The sequence below is a fragment of the Pseudomonas sp. KH_046_2 genome (assembly GCF_057838985.1).
In genome coordinates, this window is record NZ_CM174480.1 from 4826606 (window position 1) to 4851768 (window position 25163).

At 57.8% G+C, this 25163-nt stretch carries 23 protein-coding genes; 11 read left to right on the plus strand and 12 right to left on the minus strand.

The features are described 5' to 3' along the window. Positions 1–9: 9 nt before the first annotated feature. The 6 genes from argR to acs form a co-directional block, all read right to left on the minus strand. Positions 10–990: a transcriptional regulator ArgR gene (argR, locus tag AC3IX1_RS21875; protein ID WP_489385791.1), complete on the minus strand. Its 981-nt coding sequence runs from the start codon at positions 988–990 to the stop codon at positions 10–12. 245 nt (positions 991–1235) lie between these two features. Next, positions 1236–2000 (minus strand): ABC transporter ATP-binding protein, encoded by a 765-nt coding sequence (locus tag AC3IX1_RS21880; protein WP_477775266.1) that lies wholly within the window; start codon positions 1998–2000, stop codon positions 1236–1238. A 37-nt stretch (positions 2001–2037) separates the two neighbouring features. Next, positions 2038–2736, minus strand: a complete 699-nt coding sequence (locus tag AC3IX1_RS21885; RefSeq protein ID WP_223446648.1) for an ABC transporter permease — start codon at positions 2734–2736, stop codon at positions 2038–2040. Then, positions 2733–3422: an ABC transporter permease gene (locus tag AC3IX1_RS21890; protein WP_150726078.1), complete on the minus strand. Its 690-nt coding sequence runs from the start codon at positions 3420–3422 to the stop codon at positions 2733–2735. The genes AC3IX1_RS21885 and AC3IX1_RS21890 overlap by 4 nt, the downstream gene beginning before the upstream one ends. Positions 3423–3512: 90 nt before the next feature. Further along, entirely contained in the window at positions 3513–4289 is a 777-nt protein-coding gene (locus AC3IX1_RS21895) for an ABC transporter substrate-binding protein (RefSeq protein ID WP_150726077.1), read from the minus strand. Between the two features lie 703 nt (positions 4290–4992). After that, on the minus strand, positions 4993–6948 hold the full coding sequence (gene acs / locus AC3IX1_RS21900) for an acetate--CoA ligase (protein ID WP_489385792.1): 1956 nt from the start codon (positions 6946–6948) through the stop codon (positions 4993–4995). Between the two features lie 473 nt (positions 6949–7421). Here acs and AC3IX1_RS21905 point away from each other — a divergent pair, with 473 nt between their 5' ends. The 6 genes from AC3IX1_RS21905 (at position 7422) to AC3IX1_RS21930 (ending at position 13116) form a co-directional block, all read left to right on the plus strand. Beyond that, the gene (locus AC3IX1_RS21905) at positions 7422–7685 is read left to right on the plus strand and encodes a DUF2790 domain-containing protein (protein ID WP_489385793.1); all 264 of its coding nucleotides are present in this window, start codon (positions 7422–7424) and stop codon (positions 7683–7685) included. A 188-nt stretch (positions 7686–7873) separates the two neighbouring features. Beyond that, positions 7874–8149 carry a hypothetical protein gene (locus tag AC3IX1_RS21910; RefSeq protein ID WP_489385794.1) on the plus strand — a complete coding sequence of 92 codons (276 nt, stop codon included), beginning with the start codon at positions 7874–7876 and terminating at the stop codon, positions 8147–8149. Between the two features lie 527 nt (positions 8150–8676). Then, the gene (locus tag AC3IX1_RS21915; RefSeq protein WP_108215199.1) at positions 8677–9924 is read left to right on the plus strand and encodes a ribonucleotide-diphosphate reductase subunit beta; all 1248 of its coding nucleotides are present in this window, start codon (positions 8677–8679) and stop codon (positions 9922–9924) included. Between the two features lie 101 nt (positions 9925–10025). Further along, a complete protein-coding gene (locus AC3IX1_RS21920; protein ID WP_489385795.1) occupies positions 10026–11360 on the plus strand; it encodes a KAP family P-loop NTPase fold protein in 1335 nt (444 codons plus the stop codon). A gap of 393 nt (positions 11361–11753) precedes the next feature. Then, positions 11754–12287 carry a BRO-N domain-containing protein gene (locus tag AC3IX1_RS21925; RefSeq protein ID WP_489385796.1) on the plus strand — a complete coding sequence of 178 codons (534 nt, stop codon included), beginning with the start codon at positions 11754–11756 and terminating at the stop codon, positions 12285–12287. A 115-nt stretch (positions 12288–12402) separates the two neighbouring features. Continuing rightward, a complete protein-coding gene (locus tag AC3IX1_RS21930; RefSeq protein ID WP_489385797.1) occupies positions 12403–13116 on the plus strand; it encodes an HNH endonuclease in 714 nt (237 codons plus the stop codon). 234 nt (positions 13117–13350) lie between these two features. Here AC3IX1_RS21930 and AC3IX1_RS21935 read toward each other — a convergent pair whose 3' ends face one another. From AC3IX1_RS21935 to AC3IX1_RS21945, 3 genes are all read right to left on the minus strand, one after another. Then, entirely contained in the window at positions 13351–13596 is a 246-nt protein-coding gene (locus tag AC3IX1_RS21935; RefSeq protein ID WP_489385798.1) for a type II toxin-antitoxin system Phd/YefM family antitoxin, read from the minus strand. Between the two features lie 62 nt (positions 13597–13658). Further along, positions 13659–17162, minus strand: a complete 3504-nt coding sequence (locus tag AC3IX1_RS21940; RefSeq protein ID WP_489385799.1) for an alkaline phosphatase family protein — start codon at positions 17160–17162, stop codon at positions 13659–13661. Between the two features lie 173 nt (positions 17163–17335). After that, positions 17336–19102 (minus strand): SulP family inorganic anion transporter, encoded by a 1767-nt coding sequence (locus AC3IX1_RS21945; protein WP_489385800.1) that lies wholly within the window; start codon positions 19100–19102, stop codon positions 17336–17338. A gap of 118 nt (positions 19103–19220) precedes the next feature. Between AC3IX1_RS21945 and AC3IX1_RS21950 the strand changes: the two genes are divergently transcribed. After that, positions 19221–20186 (plus strand): hypothetical protein, encoded by a 966-nt coding sequence (locus tag AC3IX1_RS21950; RefSeq protein ID WP_489385801.1) that lies wholly within the window; start codon positions 19221–19223, stop codon positions 20184–20186. Positions 20187–20305: 119 nt separating this feature from the next. Then, positions 20306–20623: a helix-turn-helix domain-containing protein gene (locus AC3IX1_RS21955; RefSeq protein ID WP_007978167.1), complete on the plus strand. Its 318-nt coding sequence runs from the start codon at positions 20306–20308 to the stop codon at positions 20621–20623. Between the two features lie 47 nt (positions 20624–20670). Here the strand turns inward: AC3IX1_RS21955 and AC3IX1_RS21960 are convergent, their stop codons facing one another. Continuing rightward, on the minus strand, positions 20671–21729 hold the full coding sequence (locus AC3IX1_RS21960; RefSeq protein ID WP_489385802.1) for an MBL fold metallo-hydrolase: 1059 nt from the start codon (positions 21727–21729) through the stop codon (positions 20671–20673). 215 nt (positions 21730–21944) lie between these two features. Here AC3IX1_RS21960 and AC3IX1_RS21965 point away from each other — a divergent pair, with 215 nt between their 5' ends. After that, positions 21945–22556: a TetR/AcrR family transcriptional regulator gene (locus AC3IX1_RS21965; protein WP_489385803.1), complete on the plus strand. Its 612-nt coding sequence runs from the start codon at positions 21945–21947 to the stop codon at positions 22554–22556. A 119-nt stretch (positions 22557–22675) separates the two neighbouring features. Here AC3IX1_RS21965 and AC3IX1_RS21970 read toward each other — a convergent pair whose 3' ends face one another. Next, complete coding sequence (locus AC3IX1_RS21970) at positions 22676–23617, minus strand: LysR family transcriptional regulator (RefSeq protein WP_489385804.1); 942 nt, start codon at positions 23615–23617, stop codon at positions 22676–22678. Positions 23618–23632: 15 nt separating this feature from the next. Here AC3IX1_RS21970 and AC3IX1_RS21975 point away from each other — a divergent pair, with 15 nt between their 5' ends. After that, a complete protein-coding gene (locus AC3IX1_RS21975; protein WP_489385805.1) occupies positions 23633–24340 on the plus strand; it encodes a CTP synthase C-terminal region-related (seleno)protein in 708 nt (235 codons plus the stop codon). Then, positions 24337–24660, plus strand: coding sequence for an antibiotic biosynthesis monooxygenase family protein (locus AC3IX1_RS21980; RefSeq protein WP_489385806.1), 324 nt, complete (start codon positions 24337–24339; stop codon positions 24658–24660). Before AC3IX1_RS21975 ends, AC3IX1_RS21980 begins: the two co-directional genes overlap by 4 nt. A gap of 141 nt (positions 24661–24801) precedes the next feature. Here AC3IX1_RS21980 and AC3IX1_RS21985 read toward each other — a convergent pair whose 3' ends face one another. Next, entirely contained in the window at positions 24802–25128 is a 327-nt protein-coding gene (locus AC3IX1_RS21985) for a DUF2025 family protein (protein ID WP_489385807.1), read from the minus strand. Positions 25129–25163: the final 35 nt, after the last annotated feature.

The following is a 25163-nucleotide window of genomic DNA, read 5'->3' on the forward strand; positions in this document are numbered from 1 at the left end:
AGGCGCGGATCAACCGCGCTCCGGCGGCACAGAAGACAATTCGAACGGGCTGCTGCTACGCCGCTGGTTGCGATCTTCCCGCGGCGTGGCACCGAAGAAATTGCGATAGGCGCTGGAGAAATGCGGCCCCGAGGAGAAGCCACAGGACAGGCCGATCTGGATGATCGACTTGCTGGTTTGCATCAACATCTGCCGGGCCTTGTTCAGGCGCAGCTCCAGATAGTACTGGCTCGGCACACGGTTGAGGTATTGCTTGAAGATCCGCTCAAGCTGCCGACGGGACACGCACACGTGCTGGGCGATTTCGTCGGTGGTCAGCGGTTCCTCGATGTTGGCTTCCATGAGCAGCACCGCCTGGGTGAGCTTCGGATGGCTGGAACCAAGGCGATTCTGCAACGGAATACGCTGGCGTTCGCCACCTTCACGGATGCGCTCGACCACCAGCTCTTCAGACACCGCACCGGCCAGCTCCGCACCGTGATCGCGGGCCAGCACGGCCAGCAACAGGTCGAGCACCGACAGGCCGCCGCACGCGGTCAGGCGATCACGATCCCAGTCGAACAGGTGACTGGTGGCGATGACCTTCGGAAAGCGCTCGGCGAAATCGTCCTGCCAGCGCCAATGCACGGCGGCGCGATATCCGTCGAGCAAGCCCAGTTGTGCCAGCGGGTAAACACCGGCCGACAGACCGCCGATCACACAACCGGAACGCACCAGTTGCTTGAGCGCACTGCTGAGCGCCGGCGCCAGTGCGGTCGGCGGTTCGTCAGCGAGCAGGAACAGTTTCTGGAAGTTCTCGAGCTTGCCGGTCCACGCCTCACCCGGCAATTGCCAGGCGCTTTCGGCCGGCGGTTCGGCCTGCAGGAACGACAACTCGTAAACCACGTCCGGATGCACACGCTGGGCAACACGCAAGGCCTCCTCAGCCAGCGCAAGCGTCAGTGCTTTAGTGCTGGGCCAAATCAGGAAACCAATTCGATGGGCAGTCATGGTGGGCAATCCGAAGCGGAGAACAGTGATGAAGGCATGGGCCAATGCTAGCCCGTAAATGAACGCAAATCTCAAAACCAACAGAGATCAAATGTGGGAGCTGGCTTGCCTGCGATAGCGGTGGACCAGATTGCATCCCTGGTTCAGACACACCGCCATCGCTGGCAAGCCAGCTCCCACAGGGGTCGGGGTCAGCCTCTAGGCTGCGAAGCATGCACTATCCCTGTGCACAACGGCAGTCCTGATTACTTCAAGCTGCCGGACAGGAATTGCTGCAAACGCTCCGATTGCGGGTTCACCAGCACTTCGCGCGGATTGCCGCTTTCTTCGACCAGACCTTTGTGCAGGAACACCAACTGGTTCGACACTTCACGGGCGAAGCCCATTTCATGGGTCACCACGACCATGGTCCGGCCTTCCTGAGCCAGGGCCTGCATGACCTTCAACACGTCGCCGACCAGCTCCGGGTCGAGTGCGGAAGTCGGTTCGTCGAACAGCATCACCTCAGGCTCCATCGCCAGCGCACGGGCAATCGCCACGCGCTGCTGCTCGCCGCCGGACATGTGACCCGGATAAGCGTCTTTGCGATGGGCCACGCCTACCTTGTTCAGGTAGTGCTCGGCCTTGTCGCGAGCCTCAGCCTTGGACATGCCCAGTACGTGCACCGGCGCTTCCATGATGTTTTCCAGCGCGGTCATGTGCGACCACAGGTTGAAATGCTGGAACACCATCGACAGGCGCGAACGCATGCGTTGCAGCTGTTTCGGGTCGGCCGCCTTCAGCGCGCCGTCCTTGTTCGCCACCAGCTTGAGCTCTTCGTTGTTGAGCAGGATCTTGCCCGCGTGCGGCTGCTCCAGCAGGTTGATGCAACGCAGGAAAGTACTTTTGCCGGAGCCACTGGAGCCGATGATGCTGATCACATCGCCGGCTGCCGCTTTCAGGGACACGCCCTTGAGCACTTCGTGACTGCCATAGCGTTTATGCAGGTCTTGGACTTCAAGTTTGTACATGCTGTCGGTTCTCACAAAAACAGTCAGTCAGTGGTATTCAGTGCTTGCGCGGGGCCAGGTAGCCCAGCCAGCGGCGCTCGGCCATCTTGAACAGCTTCACCAGAATGAAGGTCAGGCACAGGTAGAACACGCCGGCGGTGATGTACGCCTCGAACGGCAGGTAGAACTGGGCGTTGACCGTGCGCGCGGCACCGGTGATGTCGATCAGGGTCACGATGGACGCCAGACTGGTGGTCTGCAGCATCATGATCACTTCGTTGCTGTACTGCGGCAGTGCGCGACGCAGGGCCGACGGCAGCAGGATGCGCTTGTACATCTTGACCCGCGACATGCCCATGGCCTTGGCCGCTTCGATCTCGCCGTTCGGCGTGGCACGCAGGCTGCCGGCGATGATTTCGGCGGTGTAGGCGCTGGTGTTGATCGCGAACGCCAGGCACGCACAGAACGTTGCGCTGGACAGCCACGGCCAGAGGAAGCTTTCACGCACGGCTTCGAACTGCGCCAGACCGTAGTAGATCAAGAACAGCTGCACCAGCATCGGCGTGCCGCGGATCACGTAGGTGAAGAGCCAGGCCGACATGTTGACGACCGCGTTCTTCGAGACGCGCATCAAGCCCAGCGGCAAGGCGCACAGCAAGCCGAAGAACAGCGACAGCGCGAGCAGTTTGAGGGTGGTCACCAGGCCGCCGAGGTACAGCGGCAGGGCCTCCCAAATGACGTTGTAGTCGAAGATCATAGATCAGCCGCCCTTACGCCTACCGAGTAGCGCTTCTCAAGGTGACGCAATGCCAGCAACGACACACTGGTGATCACCAGGTACATCGCGGCTACTGCGAGGAAGAAGGTGAAAGGTTCGCGGGTGGCATCGGCCGCCTGCTTGGCCTTGAACATCATGTCTTGCAGACCCACCACCGAAATCAGCGCGGTAGCCTTGGTCAATACCAGCCAGTTGTTGGTAAACCCCGGAATCGCCAGACGAATCATCTGCGGCACCAACACCCGGAAGAACACCTGAAAACTGCTCATGCCGTAAGCCATGCCGGCTTCGGCCTGACCTTTGGGGATCGCCATGAAGGCGCCACGGAAGGTTTCCGACAGGTACGCCCCGAAGATGAAGCCCAGGGTGCCGATACCGGCGGCCAACGGGTTCAGGTCGATGTAATCGTCAAAGCCGAGCAGCGGCGCGACGCGGTTGAGCAGGTCCTGGCCGCCGTAGAAAATCAGCAGGATCAGCACCAGGTCGGGAATACCGCGGATCACCGTGGAATACAGGTCGCCCAGCCAGGCCAGCCAGCGCACCGGCGACAGACGCAGTGCCACGCCGATCAGGCCCAGAACGATGGCCATGGCCATGGACGACAAGGCGAGCTGAAGCGTCAGCCAAGCGCCATCGAGGATGACAGCCCCGTAGCCTTTCAACATGATTCAGGTCCTCGAAAGTAGGATGAAAAAATGGCGCAAACCTCAGAGATCCTGTTGCTTGCGCCATTTCGGACTTGTCGCTGGGACGTATTACTTGCCGTAGATATCGAAGGCGAAGTACTTGTCCTGGATTTGCTTGTACTTGCCGTTCGCACGAATGGCCGCGATAGCGTTGTTGAGCTTGTCCAGATCTTCCTTGTCGCCCTTGCGAACCGCGATACCTACGCCGTCGCCGAAGTATTTGACGTCGGTGAACGCTGGGCCGACAAAGGCGAAACCTTTACCGGCGTCGGTTTTCAGGAAACCGTCATCCAGAAGCGTAGCGTCTGCCACGGTGCCGTCGAGGCGGCCGGCGGCCACGTCGAGGTAAATTTCGTTCTGCGAACCGTAAGGCTTGATCTCGGCACCCAGCGGGGCCAGGACTTCGCGGGCGAAACGTTCGTGGATCGAACCACGCTGCACGCCGATGTTCTTGCCCTTGAGCTCGGTCAGGCCTTCGCTGACCTGAGTGCCGGCCTTCATGACCAGGCGAGCCGGGGTGTTGTAGTACTTGTTGGTGAAGTCCACGGACTTCTTGCGATCTTCAGTGATCGACATGGACGACAGGATCGCGTCGATCTTGCGCACTTTCAGTGCCGGGATCAGGCCGTCGAACTCTTGTTCGACCCACACGCACTTGACCTTCATCTCTTCGCACAGCGCGTTGCCGATGTCGTAGTCGAAACCAACGATGCTGCCGTCCGGTGCCTTGGACGCGAACGGAGGGTAAGCCGCCTCGATACCGATTTTCAGAGGTTTTTCATCGGCGAAGGTTGGCATGGACAGCACGGACAGTGCCAGGGCGCCAAGCAGCACGAGTTTCTTCATCTTGGGACTCCATCGGTAAAGGGCAAAAACGGCAGAGTGAGCAACAGCCCAATATGCGAATGAGTGGAACCGGAAAGCAGTGCTACGTCCTGGGAAGCGGGTGTTGAAATTCAACACGAGCAACGACGAGCGAGTGATCGGCATTCTAACGACAGGCCCGAGGCCGATATTTCTTCAATGCGACAACTAATTACAGAAGCACCGAGAAAGCCGTTTTAGCACGTTGACAGCCCTGCAAAATCATGCAAGAGCAAAAGACATTGAACCGATCTATGTTGCAAATTGCGGGCCTATTATTGGCAAACCCTTCTAATCCGGCAAGCGCAGCGTGGGGACTTATTTTTTTGTCGACCTTTTAAGGCCCTAAAACAGTGCTGTGCGTTTCCCATCACCCCGTATAGGCGCGACGCGGTTACACATTCAGTAACCTGAAAGAACACAGGTAACAGTAGGAAAAGGCCGACAGAGGAACCCGATAATTATTGGTAGATGTTGCTGTATTGCCTGACAGATCGCCTTCGCGGGCAAGCCCGCTCCCACAGGGATTGATGGTGTTTTTGTGATCCGAGCCACACCACAAAAACCTGTGGGAGCGGGCTTGCCCGCGAAGAGGCCAACCCAGCCAACACAAAAACCTCAGACACAAAAAAGCCCCGCCAGGCTCAACACCTGACGGGGCGTTTAAGTGACTCAGAACCAGCGCTTACGCGACATTCATCGTCTTGTGCGTATCAATCAAATGCTGCACCACACTCGGATCCGCCAGGGTGGAGATATCACCCAACCCATCGTATTCAGCCGTGGCAATCTTGCGCAGAATCCGGCGCATGATCTTGCCTGAACGGGTTTTCGGCAGCCCCGGCGCCCACTGGATCACATCCGGCGAAGCAATCGGACCGATTTCCTTGCGCACCCAGTTTTTCAGTTCCAGGCGCAGCTGCTCGTTCGGCTCTTCACCGTTTTTAAGGGTGACATAGACATAGATGCCTTGCCCCTTGATGTCGTGCGGCACACCGACCACCGCCGCTTCGGCGACTTTCGGGTGCGCGACCATCGCGCTTTCGATCTCGGCGGTGCCCATGCGGTGGCCGGAGACGTTGAGCACGTCGTCCACGCGACCGGTGATCCAGTAGTAGCCGTCGGCATCGCGACGGGCGCCGTCACCGGTGAAGTACATGCCACGGAAGGTTTTGAAGTAGGTGTCGACAAAGCGGTCATGGTCGCCAAACAGCGTCCGCGCCTGGCCTGGCCACGAATCCAGAATCACCAGGTTGCCCTCGGCCTCGCCTTCGACGATGTTGCCCAGGTTGTCCACCAGTGCCGGTACCACGCCGAAGAACGGACGCGCCGCCGAGCCTGGCTTGAGCGCGTGAGCACCCGGCAGCGGGCTCATCATGTTGCCGCCGGTTTCGGTCTGCCACCAGGTGTCGACGATCGGGCAGCGGGACTTGCCGACATTCTTGTAGTACCAGTCCCAGGCTTCCGGGTTGATCGGCTCGCCCACCGACCCCAACAGGCGCAGGCTGCTGCCGTCGGCACCTTCAACAGCCGCAGTACCCGAGGCCATCATGGCGCGGATCGCGGTCGGTGCGGTGTAGAGGATGTTGACCTTGTGCTTGTCGACGATCTTCGCCACCCGGGTGATGTCCGGGTAGTTCGGCACACCTTCGAACAGCAGCGTGGTCGCGCCGTTGGCCAGCGGGCCGTAGACGATGTAACTGTGGCCGGTGACCCAGCCGACGTCGGCGGTGCACCAGTAGATTTCACCCGGGCGGTAGTCGAACACGCGCTCGTGGGTCATGGCTGCATACAGCAGGTAACCGCCGGTGGTGTGCTGCACGCCCTTCGGCTTGCCGGTCGAGCCCGAGGTGTACAGGATGAACAGCGCTTCTTCGGCGCCCATCTCTTTCGGCGCGCAAACGGTGCCGGCCACTTTCATCAGGTCTTCGAACCAGATGTCGCGATGCGGGTTCCACTTGATGTCGCCACCGGTGCGCTGGCACACGATGACTTTCTGGATGCTGCTGGTTTCCGGGTTGGTCAGGGCGTCGTCGACGTTGGCCTTGAGCGGGATCTTCTTGCCGGCACGAATGCCTTCGTCGGCGGTGATCACCACCTTGGATTTGCAGTCGATGATGCGACCGGCCAGGGCTTCCGGCGAGAACCCGCCGAACACCACCGAGTGAATCGCGCCGATCCGGGTACAGGCCAGCATGGCGACCACGGCTTCGGGGATCATCGGCATATAGATCGTCACCACGTCGCCGCGGTGCACGTCCTGACCACGCAGGGCGTTGGCGAACTTGCACACTTGCTCGTGCAGTTCGCGGTAAGTGATGTGGCGGCTTTCGGCAGGGTCATCACCCTCCCAGATGATAGCGACCTGATCGCCGCGCTCGGCCAGATGACGGTCGAGGCAGTTGTAGGACACGTTCAGGGTGCCGTCGGCGAACCATTTGATGTCGACATGGTGATCGTCGAAGGAGGTCTGCTTCACCGTGGTGAAAGGCTTGATCCAGTCGAGGCGCTTGGCTTGCTCGCGCCAGAAGCCGTCCGGGTTGACGACCGACTGCTGGTACATGGCCTTGTAGGTCGCCTCGTCGGTCAGCGTGTTAGCCAGAACCTCGGGACGAACGGGATACAGGGAAGCCGCACTCATCTTTCTTACCTCGGTGGAATAGTTGTTTTTGTATGACCACGTTTTAGCGGGGCCGGGGCTATAGAACCATTCGACGATGGTAGTAACAAGCCCCTACAAAATGTCGTGAAAATCCCTATAAAGCCATTGCCACCGCGGTTCCTGTAGGAGCGAGCCTGCTCGCGATGGTCGTCAACGATAACGCGCCCAATCTGACATCCCGCGGCGCTCTCTGGCTCATCGCGAGCAAGCTCGCTCCTACAAAAGAAGAGGCTATTCAGGGATTGTTACAGGATCTGTCAAAAGTGTTTATCAAAACCACGCCTATATGGACGAAGCGTCGACGCCTAAAATCAGCCACGCCAACAAGGCAACCTGATTAACCCAGTTGCAGCCCCCACGAAGGCAGTTAATCAAACCCCTGATACCGAAGCTCCACACGCAATCTCAAAAGGATTGCGTGCCCCCTTTCGACCTCTAAAAGGTAAATTCGAATGAAAGCTTTATTAGTTCTGGCCCTCAGTAGTCTGTGCGCAACCGCCATGGCAAACGAGGTCCCGACTGATGTCGCACAGCAAAAACCGGCAATAGAGGAATACACCTACTCCACCCATCTGGACATCGCCAAAGTGATCTCCATGAGCGAAGCCCCGAACGTGTGTGAAGTTGTGCCGATGAAAATGGAATACGAAGACTCCCACGGCCAACGGCATATCCTGCGCTACAGCATGATGGGCAATGGCTGCTCCAACGGCTGATCTCCTGCTTCACCCCTCCCCCGAAAGGTTCGACCCACCCGCCGCGATCAGGAGATGAAACGCTGAACCTAAATGATCGATAAACTCGATTATTTTAAGCATTTATTTACGCTTTTTAATCGAAATAGTCGGCGTAGTATCAACTGCAACCCAAGACAAACAACGCTTACGAAACTGGAGCAACGACCATGAAAACCCAACTGATCCTCGCCCTGACCCTCTCCGTCCTGGCTGCCAACACCTTCGCCGCCGATGGTTACGACCGCACCGGCTCGGCTGCTTACACCACTGAAGCGACTGTCGCTTCCGACGGCTCTGACCACACTGGTGCCGCCCGCTTCGCCGCCGATGGTGCCGATCACGTTGGCGCAGGCAAACTCGCCTCCGATGGCTCTGACCACACCGGTGCCGCCCGCCTCGCCGCCGATGGTGCTGATCACGTCGGTGCCGCTCGCCTGAGCTGATCCGCCAGGGTGACTTCACAGCCCGACTTCGGTCGGGCTTAGTTGTGTCTGGAGCCTGAGAAAACCCCACCGAAACACAAGATGTAGTGAAAAAAGCCTTTTTTGGTTATTTCTTGAACAAAAATAATCCGGGGCAAAAAATCAGGAAAAAAAATCTTCCCCCGCCAACGCCCTTCAAAGCCCTGTAAACCCTCACTCCGACCGAAAAACGGCCCCCGTCGACCGATCCGTGAGCCATTTCGCCGCACCACAGCACGTAAAACTTCCCTATAATGCGGCCTTAAACGGGCCTGCAATATTCCCTTACAGGGACGAAAAGCCAGTCTGAAGCCCCGCACAAGCGATCAACGCTTGCTGCGCCCATCAGTGGCTCTCGGAACCCCGTACAAAATTCTGTTTGATGCCTGCGTATAGCTGCCGCAAAAAACGATTCCTTTAGATCCAACGCGGCCAGTAAGGCCGTGTGAAAAACCGACCTATCCATTTTCACACGGGCACACTGGCCCTCACGCAGGAGACGACACGTCATGCTGAGCTGGGACGAATTCGACAAAGAAGACACGGAAGTAGCAGTCAAGAGCGCCAACGCTGGCCACGCCACCGAAGCCAACATGGACCGTCTCGACAGCGCCGGCGGTGCCGCCGCCCTGGAAGCCCGTGCCGTGACCGCTTCTGACTCCGCCGCCGTTGCCCGCGCCAAAGCCGCCCTGGATTCGCTCGACGTCGCCGAAGGCCTCGCCGAACTCGAAGGCGCCTCCGCCCGTGTCGCCGTTGACGAAAAGCGCATGATCAACTGCCGCGCCGACCTCAACCAACTCGTACCCTTCAAGTACGACTGGGCCTGGCAGAAATACCTGGACGGCTGCGCAAACCACTGGATGCCGCAAGAAGTCAACATGACCGCCGACATCGCCCTCTGGAAAGACCCGGAAGGCCTGACCGACGACGAGCGTCGCATCGTGATGCGCAACCTCGGCTTCTTCTCCACCGCCGACTCCCTGGTTGCCAACAACCTGGTCCTGGCCGTGTACCGCCTGATCACCAACCCGGAATGCCGCCAGTACATCCTGCGCCAGGCCTTCGAAGAGGCGATCCACACCCACGCCTACCAGTACTGCATCGAATCGCTGGCCATGGATGAAGGCGAAATCTTCAACATGTACCACGAGATCCCGTCGGTCGCGAAAAAAGCCACCTGGGGCCTGAAATACACCCGCTCGATCTCCGATCCGAAGTTCGAAACCGGCACCGTCGAAACCGACAAAGAGTTGCTGCGCAACCTGATCGCCTACTACTGCGTTCTGGAAGGCATCTTCTTCTACTGCGGCTTCACCCAGATCCTCTCCATGGGCCGCCGCAACAAAATGACCGGCGTCGCCGAGCAGTTCCAATACATCCTGCGCGACGAATCCATGCACCTGAACTTCGGTATCGACGTGATCAACCAGATCAAAATCGAAAACCCGCATTTGTGGGATGCCGAGATGAAGGAAGAAGCTTCGCAGATGATTCTGCAGGGTACCCAGCTGGAGATCGAATACGCTCGTGACACCATGCCTCGCGGCGTGTTGGGCATGAACGCGGCGATGATGGAGGACTACCTCAAGTTCATCGCTAACCGTCGCCTGTCGCAGATCGGTTTGAAGGAAGAGTACCCAGGGACGACTAACCCGTTCCCTTGGATGAGCGAGATCATGGACTTGAAGAAAGAGAAGAACTTCTTTGAGACTCGGGTTATTGAGTATCAGACTGGTGGGGCTTTGAGCTGGGATTAATACATTCCCGCTTATGAATAAAAAAACCCGCGAGAGCGGGTTTTTTTATTAGTTCAGCACTACAATACCTTGATCAATTTAAACCTGCAGGGAGTTTAAACATGCTCATAAAACCACCTGAACTTGATAAGAAAAAAATCATTGGCTTCGCACCAGACATTGACATCTTTGAAAGAAAGCCTCTCGGTGATGCCATTTGCAATCTATTTGAAAGCACAACCGAAGACTTGGTGCTTGGCCTTGATGGACAATGGGGAGAAGGAAAGAGCACATTTGCTCTAATGCTATCCGCACACCTCAACCAAGAAAAAAATGTGCACACCATTTATTTCGACGCTTTCAAAAACGACTATCAAAAAGATGCTTTTTTATCTATTGCAAGTGAAATACAAGAGCTACTTGAGAGCCAATTACCAAAATCAAAAACCGAATTTAAAAACTCTCTAATAAAAGCTTCAAAAGCCATTACTCGGGGGGCAATGCGAGTTGGAATAAAAACACTATCAGCTGGACTGCTTGACGAAACAATACTAGACGAACTCGGAACCGCAGACCAGTTTGGGGAAGAACTATCCAACGGTTTTGATAAAGCACTCGCAGCAAAACTTGACGAAACAAAATCTGACAAAGCCTCTTTAGAAACATTTAAAATAATCCTCGAGAAACATATATCAGACTTAGGAAAAGGAAAACCTATAGTCTTTATTATCGACGAACTCGATCGATGCCGCCCCGATTTCTGCTTAGAGTTAATTGAGCAAATAAAGCATCTATTCAGTGTTAAAAACCTCAAATTCCTTTTAGTAACAAACAAAACACAGCTCCACGCATCGATCAACAAAAGATACGGATCAAATATCAACTCGCATACATACCTACAAAAATTCGTAGATCTTTGGATCGAATTACCACGACAGGAAACAGAATATACAAGCCACACTGAAACCTACTTCAACTACTTAATCAAAAACATAACAACAGCAGAAGAAAAAATATCAAACACGCTAACACTTGACACATTAAAAAACCTATTCATAACCAACAAAACAAGTTACCGCGGAATTCAAAAATCCATTTCCTACTTATCAATTTTTCACAACACTACAAAAAACACACAATATATCGATTACTATCAGACAGCCATCGCGCTATGCTGCTTCAGCAAAGCTGAACAACCAGCTTTAATTGACAAAATACTTAGCAACCCTGACTACCACACAACAATGAGTACTTTATTCCCTTTTCAAAACATCACAGGCCATCGTTCAGATTACACACAGACGTATACCCAAACACTTCTCAAGTACCTAGTTTCAAATGAAGCAGATCAAAAAACAATGATACAAAACCGAGAAATAGCTAGTGATTATGGAAGAAGCCCTCCTAAAGACTTACTAAAACAAATAAACAACACTTTAAACTTATTCGCACAATGAAAAAATATCAATCTGGCTTGTAGATATACGTACCTCTAAAGACACAGACATATCTTGACCATGTCAACCTTACACAATACTCTCTGCAGTTGGTGCCTAAGAAACACCTCACACAGCGGACCGACCGCCCCCGACAGTAGCGGCTTTTTTGTGCCTACGGTTCCTCCGTGCGCATCAAAAAACTCTGTTATGCCGGGAGTGGGCGAATACAAGACCCGAAAGGGGAATATGTCCGGCCCTCTGTGTGGGGTTTCTTAGCTCCCGGCACCCAGCCCTAAGAAAGCTGACATCACACAGAGGTAAAGGATATGCCTAAGAATGTCTCCTTCCGTACGAAGGTAATCGGCTTCAACCGCCCCACCATCTGCAAGCTTCCAGCTCCGGAGGCCTACCATGTCTGATCCACACATTCCAACAGTCTTCACTCGCCACAACCTCCCTCTACACGCCCTCCTCCTTGAAAACCAAACATGGTTTTGCGCCCGCGATATTGGCCGTTTGATGGGGGTCCACTTGAGTGATCGCATGGTCCACAAGCTGGATAAGGATCAGCACCGCATTCTGTGGATTGAGTATTTCCGGCAACCAGAAAAACAACTGATGCTCAGTGAGTCCGGTGTGTATGCGTTGTTGGTGTATCACTACGTACCGGGGAATCGGTTGCTGCGTGAGTGGTTGACGCATCAGGTCGTGCCGACCTTACGAGATGCGATGCCGTCGGATAATTCGGATCGGCCAATGTTGAGTTTGTTGAATTGGCCGCAGATGTCGTTGAGTCTGCTGCACTGGCAGGATGAAGGTTGGATTCGGCTGCGAGACATGCCGTACCTGTTGCACGATCAGGCGCAGCGGCAAGTGCCGGTGGTTAAGCCTTGGTGGCGGAGGGTCGCGCAGGTGTTTCAGTCGTCGAAGCATTCGATGGGCTAGCGACAGCCTTGTAGGATCGAACGAGAGATCCGTCGCTTTTTTCTGTAGGAATTTTCGTAGACAGTCGTAGTGGCCACTCAGTATCGTCCGAGGGTTATCAACCCTCGGCGATAGTATGGATACCCCAAAGGAAAAAAGTGGCTGGAGCGATCAGGAACTTGAGGCTTCGGTCGATGCTTACCTGAAGATGCTGGGCCTGGAGCAAAGCAGACAGACGTTTAAGAAGTCAGTCGAGAATCAGCTTTTGCGTGAAGGCCCGTTAAGCAAGCGTAGCGCCTCTTCGGTTGAGTACCGCATGCAAAATATCTCTGCCGTGCTGGAGCAGATGGATTTACCGCGAATTAATGGCTACAGACCCGCCAAGAATATTGGAGCAGGGATCAGCGAGCGGATTCGCAAGGTGTTGGACAAAAAAGTCGTGCCTGGTGCAGGCGAATACGCTCCGACTGCCAACCATGAGACTTTGATAAGCCGAGCATCCAAGCTGCAAAAGCAGGGGCTCAAGGTTGAGCCCGCCGGTAACCCGAGCCCACCACAAGTTAGCACCCTCACTACGTCCTATGTCCGCGACCCGAAGGTTAGAGCCTGGGTTACGGACCTAGCCAAGGGGATTTGTGAAGGCTGTGGCCAGAAAGCACCGTTTGAAGCCGATGGTTTGCCGTTTCTTGAGGTTCATCACGTTAAGCATTTGGCGCAGAAAGGTTCGGATAGCATCACCAACGCTGTTGCACTTTGCCCAAACTGTCATCGACGTTGTCATCTTTCCAGCGACAAAGTTGAGTTCACCTTGTCGCTTTATACGAAGGTGGAACGGCTGAAGCGCGAGTAATTGGCGCCTGTTGCTCGACCTCGTACCGAGTACAAATCATCAATCCGCACAAGTCGGTTTGTCTGATACTCCGCGAGTTGCAGTATTTGGGGCCGCTTCGCGGCCCAACGGGGGCAAGCCCCCTCGCCACAAGGTTGGTGTCTGGCTTGGTTGCTACATTGCTCTTGCGAATCGCGAGCAAGCTCCCCACAGGGGATCTGCGTCGGTTTGGGAAACATCAATTCAGTAAGCACCTCATAGACGGTCCTCAAATCCATCGATTAGATCATCGAGAGTCTTGTCGAAATCCGCAGACATCTGAATTTTCCCCTTCAACCGCCCAGGCGTTCGCGCCCGGGGTGTATCGACATGGGGCAGCAGATCCAGGTAAGACTTACCGTTTTTGGTAATCACCACGTTGTCACCATTCCATGCACGCTCGGCAAGTTGGGAAAGCTGTGATTTGGCTTCGCGCATGTTTACTTTTACCCGCTCAGTCATTTGGCACCTCCATGGAATTAGCCAAACTAGCCGAAGCCGTAGCTTTTCGATAGGCCACCCCCTCACCTCCCCAACCCACTAATCCGCCACGGACAAACCGCCGCCCTAACCCCACTAGGCCCAACAATCTCCGGCGTCTGCCCCAACGACCTGGCACTCAACACACTCCCCACCCGCTCTATCAATTGATCAAACCCCAACGTCGCATCCTCCTGGTGCAATTTGCGCAGTTGCTCCACCAGGGCATAAGTGAAGGCCCCATAACTGTTCGACCCCACCTCATACTCATTGGCCTTTTCGTTTTCCCGCGCGGCGTAGAGCATCAAAGGCATGTACGGCCCATGGTGGCCGTAGAGTTTGCCCTGACGCAGCAGTTGGGCTTTTTTCTCGGGGCGAAGGCCCGTGGCGGCGCCTTGGGTGGTGCGGGTGCGGGTGAGGCCGCGGGTTTTGTTGTCTTGTTCGCTGAAGTCGCGGCGGTCGGTGTCGACGGCGTAGACGCGGCGGTCCCAGTCGCCGGCGTAGGGGTCCCAGCGCAGCATGCGGTGGCGGATGTCGCTGGGTGGGGTGATGCCGCGTACGCGGCCGTTGCCGCGGGTCATGCCGCCGGCGTAGCAGCAGTCGAACATGACGGTGAGTTTGGCGCCGTGGCCGTCCGGGTCGAAGGGCAGGTGGCTGTAGAACTGGCGGAACAGTTTGTCGGTGAAGTGGGTGCTTTCGTCGTCCCAGTCGAAGTCGTGGAGCACCAGGGTTTCGTCCATGCAGTCGGCTTCGCCGCTGCTGCTGTAGGTCGGCAGCTGGGTGCCGTGGCCGGAGTAGAACAACACGCGCTCGTCCCCGGCGCGGGCGCCTTCCACCAGCCATTCGAGGCGTTCGACGAAGTTGGCCCGGGTCGCTCGGGCGTCGTGCAGCAAACGGATGTCGCCGGCGTCGTAGCCGCTTTCCTGGAGCATGCGGCTGATCAGGTAGGTGTCGTTGATGCAGCCGTCGAGGCGTGCGCTCGGGTCGAGGTAGTCGTTGATGCCGACCACCAGGGCGCGGCGTTTGCGTTGGCCGCTGCGGGACAGGAACGCCGGCACTTCCAAGGCGCGTGCGGCCACCACATCGCGGGCCAGTTGTGGCCAGAGGCCGGTCTGGCTGGTGGGTGATGACAAGTAGGCCTGGGCGGCGTGATTGAGGTCGAGCAGGTCATCGCGCAATGGCAAGGTGAATTCGGTTTGCAGGTCGACCCGCGCGGAATCCGGCGAGGTGATTGGCCGGGTCAGCAAGCCGTCGTTGGGGTTATGGAGGTGGAACCAGCGGCGGATGCCTCGGCCGTTTTCACTCAGGCGCAGGACCCGCCCGCCCCACACTTCGCGCATCACCAACGGCAGGGCGATCGGTGAGCCGAAACTGACGAACACTCGGCCATCGATGCGCTTGAGTGCCGAACCTTTTTTCGCCACCGACCGGCGCAGGGCGTCATAGCCGATCAGGCTGCCCAGGCCTTGGGCGAAGATGATTTGCGGATTGAATGCGTCAATCTTCGCTAGCAGATGTTGAGTCAGCTCCGTACGCAAATCGGCGTCTTCGATCCATTGCACGAGGGCGCCCACCGTGGTGCGCAACATTTGATTGACCGGCAAACCCCAACTGCCGAAGTTCTCATCGGCCTTACCCCTGGCATCTGCCCTCAGCATCGCCAGGCCTCGGGTGATCTGGGCGAAATCCGGTCCTTCCTTGAGCTGGTCATCGAAGCACAGAAAATCGATGTCCTGGTCATCGATGGGGCGACCGTTCTGTGCCAATTGAGTACGGATCAAGGTGCGCCATTGGTCCTGCCAGTTCGCATCGATGCCGCCCTGCCCGCCCGTTGCCCGGCTGAACCCGACACCGGGCAGGCACAGGATGCGCAGCCGCGTTGGCGCGACCTCCAATCCCGGCTCGACCAAGGCTTTGCTGGCCGGCGCCGCAACCGGAGGAACCGTTTGCCCTTGGGCGGTGACCATCAAATCCTGCAGGCGCCGCAGTTTCGCCTCCAGACTGTCCGCACTGGGCGCGGCAGGCGTGAGAGCAGCCTGACCGGGATCAGCCAAGGCACGACTGCGGTTGCCGAGAAAACCACTGACCCACTGGGCGCTGCTCTTCCAGATCTGCTCTGGGTCGAGGCCGTCGAGGTAACCGGTGGCACTGTCCACCACCTGTCGACTTTGAGTCGCCAGTTCGGACTCGATCAATGGCAACCCGGCGCGACTCGGTACCAGGGTGGCAGCGAATTTTGGCGCAGCCGTTACTCCCGGTGCAGCGCGCCAGATGGGGGCATTGCCGAAGTGCTGCGCCGCAATCACTCGTGGGCCGAGGGCGCTGCGGGGCAACTTGAAATGATCGCAAAGAAAGGCCAGCAAACTGGTGTGATCGTAGTGCTGCGCCTGGACATCGCCCGTCCAGGGTATCAAGCCTGGCTTGAGCCACGGCGAAGCCAGGATCGCCGGTATACGAACGCCGAGGCGGGTGAAGGGATTTTTCCAGGGGACATCGACCGTTGAACCGGTCGCCACGCAAGTCGGCGGCACCACGTGGTCATGGAAACCGCCATGTTCGTCGTACAGCAGCACGAACAGGGTTTTGTTCCAGACAGAGGGATTGGCCGACAAGGCGTTGAACACCTCACCGACAAACTGATCGCCAAAGCGCAAATCTTCAGGTGGATGATGGGACACGTTTGGTCCGAGCTTACCGTTGAGCAAGCCATAGCTCGGCTCGATCCAGGACAGTTCGGGGAGTTTGTTACCGGCGACGTCCGACTTGAAGTCGTCGATGCTCAGGTGCTGCAAACCACCCTTGACCAGCGCCGCCAGCGGAATGGCACCGTCGGAATAAATGCGCGCGTCGTGACCGTTGTTGCGCAGCAGCGAAAAAATACTCTCGCCGCCGAACTGTGCGATCAGGCTTTTGATGCCGGCCAATACCGTGCCGGTGGAGGGCATCAGCAGATGGCCGTTGCAGCTGCCGAGCATGGCAAAAAAGCGGTTCGGCCAGGTCGGGCCTGGCACCGAGGAAAACCAGCGATCGCACACGGTGAAGTTACGCGCCAATCCGTGGATGGCCGGCAGCGTATCCTTCGCTGGCGTAGCGCCGAACGGGATGTAGTTCATCGCCCGTTGGGCCATGGATTGCGACCAGGTTTTGTAGACTTTCAGGTCGGCGCGGGCCTTGTCGTAGGCATCCTGGGCAAAACCATTGAGCGTGGGGTTGGCCGGGATGGTCTTGAAGGAGACGCCCAGTTGTTTCTCCACGTTGACGAACTCATGGCCAAGGTCGAAACCCTCGCTGTTGCCCGGCGGTAGCGCCGGAGGTAACGGAGGCGGTGGCGCCCACAGGCTGTAGTTCTCCGGAAACTCCGATGCCTGAGTGATAACCGTCGAATTGCCATTGGCCAGCTTCAGCGCATTGGTGCTGGGCGCCTTGCGGTTGATACCGTCACACGCGGGATTGATGCTTGTGTAATCCCCCAGCAAATGGTCGAACGAACGGTTTTCCATCATCAGCACGACAACGTGCTCAATCCCGGCGGGCCAGTTGTTCGGCATGGTGCGCTCCTTGCTGTGAAGTCTCGATGTCGACCTCTCGGGTTTCACGGCAATCAAGGCTTGGACGGCTGGACAGTCCGCTTGGCCCGGCACTTGCCCATGAGGCATGCGGCGATTCGATCTGCCAGACAACGCTAGTCAGGCGATGGGGGCTTGTCCAATGACGGGAGCACCTATCCTTTCACCCAATCCACCGAATACATCGCCACATAGCTATCCACAGCCGTCCCGACCGTTGGAAAAAACGCCGTTTCCCCCAAACGCGCAAACAATCCAAAGCGCTTGAGCTTGTCCTTGACCGGGTCCTTCATCTCGGCAATGCACAACTCGATACCCGCCGCGTGCAGGGTGTCGTCCAGTTCGGCGAGCATGTCGGCGGAGGTCACGTCGACGCTGGTGACCGGTTCTGCGGCGACCACCAGCCAGCGCACGGGCGTGGGTGATGCCGCCACGGCGTCCAGCGCTCGGTCGCTGAACAGTTCGGCGTTGGCGAAGAACAAGGGCGCATCCCAGCGAAACAGGACCAGGCCGGGTATCAGGCGTGCGTCGGGGTAGCGTTTGATGTCGTGGTAGCCCTTGACCCCGTCGGCGCGGCCCAATACCGCGGAGTACGGGCGCCAGCCGTCCCAGAGGAATTCTATGACCGCGATCACGATGGCCAGGCCGATGCCCTCGATCGCGCCGAACACGGTCACGCCGACGGTACAGACAATCGACAGCCAGCATTCCCAGCGCTGGATGCGATAGATCCGGCGCAGGTCGGTGATTTCGATCAGGCCGATGGCCGAGGCGATCACGACTGCCGCCAGGGCGCTGGAAGGTAGATGTTGCAGCAGGTCCGGTGCCACCACCAGCAGCAAGGCAACCGCCAGTGCGCCGACGACGCCGGTCATTTGGGTTTTGGCGCCGGCGGCCTCGGCTACGGGTGTCCGTGACGAGCTGCTGCTGATCGGGAAGCCTTGGAAAAAACCGGCTGCGAGATTGGCGATGCCGAGGCCCACCATTTCCTGGTTCGGGTTGACGTAGGTTCGGGTCCGCGCGGCATAGACACGGGAGAGCACGCTGGTGTCGGCGAACGAGACGAGTGCGACGGCGCAACCACCGATCAAGACGGGGATGAAATCGGCGGTAGTGATCCATGGGATGGCGAATCCCGGCAAACCTTGCGGCAGTGAGCCGAGGACCTTCACACCGGCGCGTCCCGCAAGGTCGAGTACACCGACGGCGACCGTCGCGCCTGCCACGGCGATCAGGATGCCCGGCCATTGCGGTCTTCTTTTGAGCAGCAAGATCACCGCCAGGGTGAGCCCGCCCACTATAAATGCGGTCCAGTTGACCTTTCCCTCCATCACCGCTGAGGCAATGGTCCATAAGTCTCTCAATGGACCGTTGGACTCAATCGAAAAACCGAACAGCTTGGGCAGTTGGCTGATCAATACGGTCAGTGCGATGCCGTTCATGTAGCCGTAGCGGATCGGTTTGGACAGCAGTTCGGTGATAAAACCCAGGCGCGCCATACCGGCCAGGATACACACCGCTCCCGAGACGATCGCCATCATCCCCGCCAGGGCGACGGCACGCTGCGGGTCGCCACCGGAAAGTGGAATGATGACGGCAAGGATGACAGCCACCAGGGAGGAATCCGGCCCCATTACCAGAATTCGGCTGGGGCCGAACAAGGCATAGAACAGCAGCGGCACGATGGTCGCGTAGAGGCCATAAATGCCGGGCACGCCCGAGGCCACCGCATAGGCGATACCGACGGGCACCAGCATCGTGGTGAGCACCAGGCCGGCCACGATGTCGTAACGCAACCATGCCGGTTGGTATTCGCGCAGCATGCCCAGCCCCGGTAGCCAGCGGCGCCAACCGGTCTGTTCGTCCCGGCGGGCTATCCGGCCCGGCTCCGGGAGAGGGGGCGAAGCATCTGAATGGCTCATGAACCGCCCTCTTTGACGGACTGTGCAGGCTCGGCGATATCGAAGTGATCTCAGTGTAGCTATTGCTTCGAATGCGCCATCACTGGAAGCTGTTCATCTAAAGGACTTGGAACCCGATATGAAATTCGACCTCGCCTATTGCCTCAGCCTCAACGACAAGTTGTCGATCTACGACGTTCGGGATCTGAATTTCGACGAGACGATGGATTTCGACTCCGCCAGGGAACACTTCCAGTGCCCCAACGATGCCTGTCGTTTGGCATTCGATGCGAGCAATGAACTGGGCACGTTCAACGCGAAGAATGTGAATTACGTGCGCACGCCGCACTTCAAGAACCTGCCGAGTACGCGGCATGTCGTGGGCTGCCCTTATGTCAGCGTGAAGACGCCGGCGTCGGGTGTGGATGAAGCGGAAACGGATGACAGCCGCGAGGAAAATTTCCCGTCGGAATTGTTACTGACTCGGCGTGAATATGTGCGTAAGCCGTCCAGCCCGGTGGTGATTGCCGATGTGGTTCGAGGTGAACCATTGGCGCCTAAGGCGGCTAGTAATGTCGAGCAACCGAGCAGGGAATCGGCCCCGGACAAGACCAGCGTCTTCGCCCATCCGGTGGAATGCTTCGTTTCAAACTTCGATGACAAGGATTTGCTCAAGCGCGTGCCGCTGAAGATTGGCGAGCACACCGCGCCTTACGGGTCGTTTTTCAAGAAGATCGAATACCTGCAAGACAACAAGGGGCTGATTTACTGGGGCAAGGTCAAGGAGATCAAGGACTATACCCAGAGCTTTCGCATCGACTTCGAGAAGAAGGTCTGGTTCGAGAAGAAGCCTTACTCGGTCAATGTCTACCTGAGCAAAAAACTGATCGACAGCTACCGCAAGCGCAAGGCGTTCCTGGAGGAGATCAAGCACGCCATCGACAGCGGGCGGGAGCTTTACTGCTTCTTTTATGGCGTGACGCCCGAGCTGAAGCAGGTGCCGAGCAAGAAAAACCCCGAGCAGACGTTCGGGGTGTTCAGCGCCAACATTGAAAACCTGGATCACTTTATTGTGCGGGAAGCGCCGGGGTTGGCGGGCAAATAAGCGCAGTGCCGTTCGTCTGTCTGAAAAGAAAAATCAAAAAATGCATTTGATCCGGGTTCAAAACAACTGTACAAAAACACAGTACATTTTGACCAACACTCTCGAGCCCGGAGAACACCATGGCCTCTCAAGCGATGAAAATCACCCTGGAACGTATCGCCCTCTTCCAATTCACCCCGGCCCACTGCGCCCAGGCCCGAGCGATGCTGGGCTGGAGTGTCGAAGAACTGTCGCGGGAGTCCCGGGTTTCGGTGGAGGCCATTCAACGCTTCGAGGCGCGCCAGGAGGTGCTGGATGTCACGCGCCTGGCGTTGGCCTATCGGTTCGAATCGGAGGGGTTGGTGTTCTTCCCGGGGTTTGCGCCGGGTCGAGGGATGAATGTAAAGGGTTCGACGCCGAATCCGGTTGGGCGGGCGGATTTTGCGATGGTGGAGTGAGGGGTGTATGAGGGCCACTCCATGGCAAGTGGCCCTGTCTCAGCAGCTTACGCGTTCTGCACCACCACCCGCTCACTCTCCCCCTCCACCGCCATCCACCACGCACCACCACGCTGCGGATGCATCAAGTTGAACGCCTCGCCCATTTGCGGTGTGGTGATCGATACGTTGCGTTCCCAGGCCAGGGCCAGGATGCGGTCGAAGGGTTCGTACCACGCGTGCATCGACAGGTCGAAGGTGCCGTTGTGGATCGGCAGTAGCCAGCGGCCCTTGAGGTCGAGGTGGGCTTGCAGGGTTTGTTCGGGTTGCATGTGCACGTGCGGCCAGTCGACGTTGTAGGCACCGGTTTCCATCAGGGTCAGGTCGAATGGGCCGTACTGTTCGCCGATGCACTTGAAGCCGTCGAAGTAGCCGCTGTCGCCGCTGAAGAAAATGCGTGTGTCGCCGTCGATCATCACCCACGAGGCCCAGAGGGTGCTGTTGCTGTCGAACAGGCCACGGCCGGAAAAGTGTTGCGACGGGGTGGCGATGAACTGGATGCCATCGACTTCCGTGCCTTGCCACCAATCCAGTTGGCGGACTTTGCTGGCGTCGATGCCCCACTTGATCAGGGTGTCGCCTACGCCCAGTGGGGTAAGGAAGTGTTTGGTCTTGTCCGCGAGCTTGAGCACCGCCTGATGATCCAGGTGGTCGTAGTGATCGTGGGACAGGATCACCGCTTCAATCGGTGGCAATTGTTCCAGGCTGATCGGCGGCTGGTGGAAACGCTTGGGGCCGGCCCATTGCACGGGCGAAGCACGTTCGGCGAAGACCGGGTCGGTGATCCAGAATTTGTCGCGCAGCTTGAGCAACACCGTGGAGTGGCCCAGGCGATAGACGCTGTGGTTGGGCGCTGCGATCAGCGCGGCTTGAGTCAGAGCTTGCACCGGGACGGGCGCGCTCGGGCGGGTGTTCTGCGGTTTGTGGAACAGTACGTTCCACAAGATGCCCATGGTTTTGCCAAAGCTTAAACGCTGAACCGGCGTGAAGTTTTGATACTGCCCTTGAGCCTGTCGGGACGCTTCAGGTGTGGAGGCGTTGTCCGCCGGGGAGTTTGAATTGGCCATGACTGAATGACTCCAGAAAAACCGCACGTATCACGATTTTCCGCTTTGGGACGATAAATGGCCAAGGCACGCACGCATCAGCCGGACTTTCTATTTTTGCTGGGCAGGGTTAACAAAACATTACACTGCACAGTGTAGTTTCTAGGTTGCATCAAAGTCGATGACAAGTAAACTACCGAGTGTAATTTCCCCTCTCTTCCTGCCGAAGCGTACTTATGACAGCTCCACAGCGCCTCACCGACCGAAAACGCCAAGCGATCATTCAAGCCGCGATCAACGAATTCCGTGACAACGGTTTCGAGATCACCAGCATGGACAAGATTGCTGCCACTGCCGGTGTGTCGAAGCGCACGGTGTACAACCACTTTCCCAGCAAGGAAGAGTTGTTCGCCGAGATCCTCAATCAGTTATGGATCCGGGTGACGGCAGAACAGGAAACGGCCTACAGGCCCGACCTGCCGCTGCGCGAGCAATTGCGCGGATTGCTGATGGCCAAGCTGCAAATGTTGGGCGATGACAATTTTCTCGACCTGGCGCGGGTGGCGATAGCGGCGACGATTCATTCCCCGGAGCGGGCGCAGGATATGGTGGCGCGAATGGGCGAACGCGAAGAGGGGCTGACGGTATGGATTCGTGCCGCTCAGGCCGATGGTCGATTGAAAGCCACTGCCCCTGATTTTGCTGCGCAACAGGTGCAGGGGCTGCTCAAGTCGTTTGCCTTCTGGCCGCAGATTTCCATGGGCAAGCCTGGCTTGTCACCGGAAGAACAACACCAGGTGGCGGACTCTGCGCTGGACATGTTTCTGGCCTGCTATCAGTTGCAATAAATGACAAGGTCGACGGCGGTGTCGAAGGATTGATGGCTCTGATTTGAATGGCGTGATGTGTTTCAGAATGAAACTGGCGCTGAGGCTATAGTGAGCTTCAGCCAAGAACCTGAACGGTTTCACGGCAATTTCAGCGCCCGCCCCAACTCATCGAACAAGGTGACCACCGAGCGCAAGGCACGGCAGTCGGGACGGGTCAGCAGCCACAGCGCGGTGTCATATCCGTGCAACGGTTCGCTCAGCGGCTGTAATCCGTCGCCGATCAAGAAGTCCGGTAACGCCGCTACACCCAGCCCCGCCCTGACCAGTTCGGTGACCGACAGCATGCTGTTGCAGCGATAGCCCGGCGTTACGCCCGGCAAGGCTTGGCGACGCCAGGTAACGGTCGGGTGATCAGGCAGGAAGTCATCCGGGGCGATCCAGGTCAATGCGGCCAGGTCAGTGCTATTGACCGATTGCAGGTATCGCTCGCTGGCACACACGCGGTAGGCAATGTCCGCCAGCCGCCGTCCCACCAGATGCTCCGGTGGCGTGCGGGTCAGGCGCAGGGCGATATCGGCATCCCGACGGCTGAGGTTGGCAAAATCATTGGACGTGCTGAGTTCGAGGGTCAACGCCGGATAGTTCGGCATGAACTGCGCCAGCGCCGGCAACAGCAAACCTTGCAGGACCGAATCGGTACAGGTCAGGCGCACGATGCCGCTGATCACTTCACCGCCCTGCTCCACACCGATGCGCGCCGCCTCCAGCGCCTGCTCGGCGCGCTCGGCCTGTTCCGCCAGCGACTGCGCCAGGGTGGTGGGCAGGTAACCGGCGCGGCTTTTTTCGAACAGTTGCTGACCCAGTGCCGCCTCCAGCCGGCGCACCGCTCGAAACACCGTCGAGACATCCACCTTCAGCAGTTGCGCGGCCCGGGCCAGAGAGCCGCCGCGCACCAGCGCGAGGATCAGGGCCAGGTCCGGGTAGTCGAGTCGATAGTGCGTCACTGCATTGATCACTTGGGAAAACGCCAATATTGAGTGCGTGAACGCCAATCTATAGTGGGCATCAGGAATCAACAAGTGCAGAGGCCCCACATGGATACCCGCCCGATTTGCATCGCCCTGATCGGCGACTACGACCCGCAAGTCACCGCCCACCAGGCCATTCCCGTCGCCCTCGAAAAGGCCGCTGAACACAGTGGCCTGAACGTGCAATGGCAATGGCTGGCCACCGATGAAATCCACGCCGAGACACCGCTGCACACATTCGACGGATTCTGGTGCGTACCGGCCACCCCTTACCGGAGCACGGACGGCGCATTAAAAGCGATCCGTTTTGCCCGCGAACAACGGCGACCTTTCCTCGGCACCTGCGGTGGTTTTCAACACGCGGTGCTGGAATATGCGCGCAATGTGCTGGGCTGGTCGGATGCCGAACACGGCGAGACAAATCCCGATGCCGCACGGGCGCTGCTGACGCCGCTGTCGTGTGCGCTGGTGGAAGCGGTCGATACGATTGAATTGCTTGAGGGTTCGTTGCTCGCCCAGGCCTACGAAAGCGCCGAGATTCGTGAAGGCTATCGCTGTCGTTATGGGGTGAATCCGCAGTTCGAAGGGGAGTTGCTCAAGCGCAAACTTCACGCCGTCGGCCACGATTCGGACCACGGACTGCGGGCGGTCGAACTCAGTGGTCATCCGTTCTTTGTCGCGACCTTGTTCCAGCCCGAGCGGGCCGCGCTCAAGGGCGTCTTGCCGCCGTTGGTTGGCGCCTTTGTCGAAGCCTGTGCGGGGCGCTCGGCATGATCGCCGATACGCCAGCTGCGCCTTATTACGCGGTGATCTTCACCTCACTGCGTACCGAGGGTGACCAGGGTTACGCCGATGCGGCTGCACGGATGCTGGAACTGGTCCGTGAGCAGCCGGGGTTTCTTGGTGTGGAGTCGGCGCGGGGCGAGGATGGGCTTGGGATTACGGTGTCGTACTGGGCCAGTGAAGCGGCGATTCTGGCGTGGAAGCATCATCCTGAGCATACGGCCATTCGCGAGCGTGGGCGTTCGACCTGGTATGCGCGGTGTCATACGCGGGTGTGCCGGGTTGAGCGGGCCTACGGGTTCAGTCTGTAAATGATGGGGTGTTCTTGAGGCCGTCTTCGCGGGCAAGCCCGCTCCCACAGGTTTTTGTGTCGGGAACATATCTTGCGTACACCCACATACCCTGTGGGAGCGGGCTTGCCCGCGAAGAGGCCAGAACAGTCACCGCAAAAATCAGCCCCGAACCAGACTGCGAACCGCCGAAATCTCCGGCACTTCCCGCCGGTTCATGTACACCCGCAACGGCTCGGTGATGTTGATCCGGTCATCGATGTTCTGGTCCTGCAGCAACTGAATCAATTCGCGCTTGAGCATCATGGTCTGCTCGGGCCCCGCGGCCCAGACGAATTCGCTGGTAGGGATGATGCCGTCGTCCGCCACGTCCATGCCAAACGAGTCTTCGCTGAAGCGAACGATGTAGTGCCCGGTCTTGCGGTTGAGGCCGACGAAACCTTTGAGTTGGTCGGCAGCCTGGCAGATGAGCTGGGAAGTGATGCGCATGGTAAACCCCGCAATGGTGATCATTGGTTTGCACG

Excerpts from the sequence above, each read along its gene's own strand:
- argR (WP_489385791.1), bottom strand. The coding sequence starts at position 990 with ATGACTGCCCATCGAATTGGTTTCCTGATTTGGCCCAGCACTAAAGCA.
- AC3IX1_RS21880 (WP_477775266.1), bottom strand. The coding sequence starts at position 2,000 with ATGTACAAACTTGAAGTCCAAGACCTGCATAAACGCTATGGCAGTCAC.
- AC3IX1_RS21885 (WP_223446648.1), bottom strand. The coding sequence starts at position 2,736 with ATGATCTTCGACTACAACGTCATTTGGGAGGCCCTGCCGCTGTACCTC.
- AC3IX1_RS21890 (WP_150726078.1), bottom strand. The coding sequence starts at position 3,422 with ATGTTGAAAGGCTACGGGGCTGTCATCCTCGATGGCGCTTGGCTGACG.
- AC3IX1_RS21895 (WP_150726077.1), bottom strand. The coding sequence starts at position 4,289 with ATGAAGAAACTCGTGCTGCTTGGCGCCCTGGCACTGTCCGTGCTGTCC.
- acs (WP_489385792.1), bottom strand. The coding sequence starts at position 6,948 with ATGAGTGCGGCTTCCCTGTATCCCGTTCGTCCCGAGGTTCTGGCTAAC.
- AC3IX1_RS21905 (WP_489385793.1), top strand. The coding sequence starts at position 7,422 with ATGAAAGCTTTATTAGTTCTGGCCCTCAGTAGTCTGTGCGCAACCGCC.
- AC3IX1_RS21910 (WP_489385794.1), top strand. The coding sequence starts at position 7,874 with ATGAAAACCCAACTGATCCTCGCCCTGACCCTCTCCGTCCTGGCTGCC.
- AC3IX1_RS21915 (WP_108215199.1), top strand. The coding sequence starts at position 8,677 with ATGCTGAGCTGGGACGAATTCGACAAAGAAGACACGGAAGTAGCAGTC.
- AC3IX1_RS21920 (WP_489385795.1), top strand. The coding sequence starts at position 10,026 with ATGCTCATAAAACCACCTGAACTTGATAAGAAAAAAATCATTGGCTTC.
- AC3IX1_RS21925 (WP_489385796.1), top strand. The coding sequence starts at position 11,754 with ATGTCTGATCCACACATTCCAACAGTCTTCACTCGCCACAACCTCCCT.
- AC3IX1_RS21930 (WP_489385797.1), top strand. The coding sequence starts at position 12,403 with ATGGATACCCCAAAGGAAAAAAGTGGCTGGAGCGATCAGGAACTTGAG.
- AC3IX1_RS21935 (WP_489385798.1), bottom strand. The coding sequence starts at position 13,596 with ATGACTGAGCGGGTAAAAGTAAACATGCGCGAAGCCAAATCACAGCTT.
- AC3IX1_RS21940 (WP_489385799.1), bottom strand. The coding sequence starts at position 17,162 with ATGCCGAACAACTGGCCCGCCGGGATTGAGCACGTTGTCGTGCTGATG.
- AC3IX1_RS21945 (WP_489385800.1), bottom strand. The coding sequence starts at position 19,102 with ATGAGCCATTCAGATGCTTCGCCCCCTCTCCCGGAGCCGGGCCGGATA.
- AC3IX1_RS21950 (WP_489385801.1), top strand. The coding sequence starts at position 19,221 with ATGAAATTCGACCTCGCCTATTGCCTCAGCCTCAACGACAAGTTGTCG.
- AC3IX1_RS21955 (WP_007978167.1), top strand. The coding sequence starts at position 20,306 with ATGGCCTCTCAAGCGATGAAAATCACCCTGGAACGTATCGCCCTCTTC.
- AC3IX1_RS21960 (WP_489385802.1), bottom strand. The coding sequence starts at position 21,729 with ATGGCCAATTCAAACTCCCCGGCGGACAACGCCTCCACACCTGAAGCG.
- AC3IX1_RS21965 (WP_489385803.1), top strand. The coding sequence starts at position 21,945 with ATGACAGCTCCACAGCGCCTCACCGACCGAAAACGCCAAGCGATCATT.
- AC3IX1_RS21975 (WP_489385805.1), top strand. The coding sequence starts at position 23,633 with ATGGATACCCGCCCGATTTGCATCGCCCTGATCGGCGACTACGACCCG.
- AC3IX1_RS21980 (WP_489385806.1), top strand. The coding sequence starts at position 24,337 with ATGATCGCCGATACGCCAGCTGCGCCTTATTACGCGGTGATCTTCACC.
- AC3IX1_RS21985 (WP_489385807.1), bottom strand. The coding sequence starts at position 25,128 with ATGCGCATCACTTCCCAGCTCATCTGCCAGGCTGCCGACCAACTCAAA.